Consider the following 2,781-nt stretch of genomic DNA (forward strand, 5'->3'; position numbering starts at 1 on the left):
CTCGTCATCGGGAAACCAACTGGCAGTGTCCTCAACCTTCGAGTTGAACAGATGATTTTCTTCGTGCGGCACGACCTCCAGACCTCGGGTATCCAGTACGTAAAGAAACATGACCGTCTGTTTTGTCCGGGTCGCAATGTAATCGCGGTCATGATCCCAGGCGACCGGGCTATCGGGATCATCCGACCACTCAGCAGATTCACTGCTGTCGGAATCACTGTCGCTGGCGTCGGATTTCAGTTTGCCCGGGTGTTTGTTCGTCTGGCTGTTGTAGAGCAGGTATTCGGGATCGGGCGCACTGGCGTAACCGATGCCCTCCTTGAGACTGAACGTGGAGCTGATCGGTTTTTCGGTCGAGGCGCCGGGGCTGTGGCGGTAGCGAGGCAGCATGGTGTCGTCTCTGGCGATCTCGAAGGGCGTACGATCATCGCCTCTGAACATTGCCGGGACATCGGTGCGGTACAGGCAATTGTTCTTGTTACGCCGATAACCTGCTTTCGCCAGGAGTGCCTCGCGCACGGCATCGGTCATGCTGGTTTCGGGGTCATACCAGGGGTGTCGGGCGCCGCGTTTCAGGTTCAGTTCATTGACCATGTCGCGGGCGAGGGCGTCGAGACGCTGCGGACTGCCAGGGTCTTCAACCAGGCGTTTGTGTGATTCGGCCCACTGCGGGATTTTCAGTTCTGTACGCAAGTCTCGTTGCAGGCGAGACAACTGACTGGGCAACAGGTTGTAAGACTGCAACCACTTCTTGCGTTGATCCGCACTCAGGGTCGGATGCAACTGACTCAGGGCGTTTTGCAGCAGATCGGTGACGGGGTTTTCGGACTTCGTCGGCTTGAACTGTTTTGGTGGCAAGCCAGAGGCCTGGGCCATTTCGCTGGCAGTGTCTGCGGGACGTTTCAGGGGTGACTGGCGTTGCTCGGTCAGGCGCCAGGTAGGTTCTTCGGGATTTTTGTAGAGGATCGGGCCGGAAGGTGTTCGTTCGGTGAGCATTTTCAGCCGATAAACTCCGAGGGTTTCATCCAGGCCGGCGTGCGCGGTGTGCACCTCACCGTCATGCTCGACATCGACGAATTTGCGTCCGACCACGTAGCGGAAACCCTCGCCGTCAGCAGCTTGCATGCCGCGCAGGAGAGGTGTGGCGCTCCAGTATCGATCCACCGGACTGTTGGCCGTTGCCTGGCCGGCGTTCCGGTTGGGGAGCGCAGTCACTTCAACCGTCGGCGGCAGGGCGTGACTCACACTCTGCTCTGGATGACGGGGCCGAAACGGGTTTGTCGTGTCTGGCGTGCCAAAGGGCCTTGATGCAAGAGGGATCGAAGTGCCTGGCGGGTTGTCGGAGCGATGCGCTATTGGTGTTGTTGTCTCTGTACTTTGCGAAGTTGAAGTCGACTGTTTGCGCGGTATTTTAGGGCTCATGGAATGCTCATTATTAATAGGTGTTTAAATTTATTAATGGTTAATGTGTTCAGTTGCTGTTCTGTTCAAGTAATTTTTCTTCGGGGTGGAGTCAGTGTCATGCTTTTTAATTTAATGGATTTTTGCATTGGTGAAGTGTTGGTTGTGAAGATGTTTAATTTAAATATGTAACTTGGTTTTTTGTTTAGTGCGCAGCAGCCACTCACTTGAGTCAATCAAGAGCAGCTTTCAGAACGGAGCGGGGGGAGTGCGGCGCCACTCCCGGCGTCAATGCGCAGAGAGTGGCGAGAGAGGGGCTATCAGTAGGCGTAACGCAACATCGTATGAGGCAAATGGCGCAGGACGAAGAAGCTGAACAGCAGCACCAGTGCCGGAATGATCAGCCACCAGATTTTGTACGGCATCGCACCGAGGGGAGCCTTGCGCTGGCTCAGCCACAGACTTGCCGCACACACGCAGGTCGCCAGCATCGCGCCAGCGAGAATGTCCGTCGGCCAGTGCGCGCCCAGATAAACCCGTGAAAGGGCAATCGCCAGCGCAGGAATGCAGCCAAGTAGCAGCCAGGTCAGGCGCAGGCGGGGCGGTTGTCCACGTCCGGCAAGGACGGCCAGAGTCAGAAACAATGCAAACGAGCCGGAGGCATGGCCGCTGGGCATGCTGTAGCTGGTGATCGGGTCGGTCAGCACCTCCGGGCGTACACGGGCGAAGAATAGCTTGGTCGCGGTGTTGGCCAGAGCGGTGCAGAGCAACGTGCCGCCGGCGAACAGCGCCTGTCGCCATTGCCGGCACAGCAACAGCAGCACGGTCAGCAGGGTGCTGAACATCAGCATGTTGCGGAATTCGCCGATGAGGGTGAGCGTCACCGCGATTTCATCCAGCATCGGCTGACGATGCTCCTGCACCAGGGTCATCACCCCTTGATCGAGCGCATTCAGATAGGGATAGCCGATGAACAGGCCGATCAGAATCAGCAGGCTCATGCTGCTGATCCAGAGGGTTGCCCGGCGGTGACGGCGCAGACTGCTGTTCACACTGAGGCCAACCATGACCGCGATGCTGGCGGCGACAATGCCCGCTTCCAGCCAGAAGCCTTCGGGCAGCGGCAAGCGGATGGCCGCACCGGTGGCCCAGCCCGGCAGCAGGTAAACCAGGCTCCACCCGGCGGCGGCCAGCAGGCTGACGGCGGCAAAACGCGGGAACGGCATATCGCACATGCCGGCCACCATCGGCAGCATCGGCCGCAACGGACCGATAAAGCGGCCTACCAACAGGCTGGCGATACCGTAGCGCTGGAAATAGGTTTCCGCCCCGGTCATCCATTCCGGGTGGTGGCGCAGCCCCGGCAGGCGTCGGATTTTC

1 protein-coding gene and 1 pseudogene are annotated in these 2,781 nt (G+C 58.6%); both read right to left on the bottom strand.

The window, feature by feature from the left end; all coding sequences use genetic code 11:
• A pseudogene (locus tag DBR24_RS16530) lies at nucleotides 1-1,245 on the bottom strand (hypothetical protein); the annotation flags it as partial.
• Between the two features lie 476 nt (nucleotides 1,246-1,721).
• Nucleotides 1,722-2,781 (bottom strand): bifunctional DedA family/phosphatase PAP2 family protein (locus DBR24_RS16535; protein WP_256591565.1); only part of this gene is annotated, 1,060 nt, incomplete at its 5' end.

The organism is Pseudomonas sp. HMWF006 (assembly GCF_003061205.1).
Taxonomy (GTDB): Bacteria; Pseudomonadota; Gammaproteobacteria; order Pseudomonadales; family Pseudomonadaceae; genus Aquipseudomonas; species Aquipseudomonas monsensis.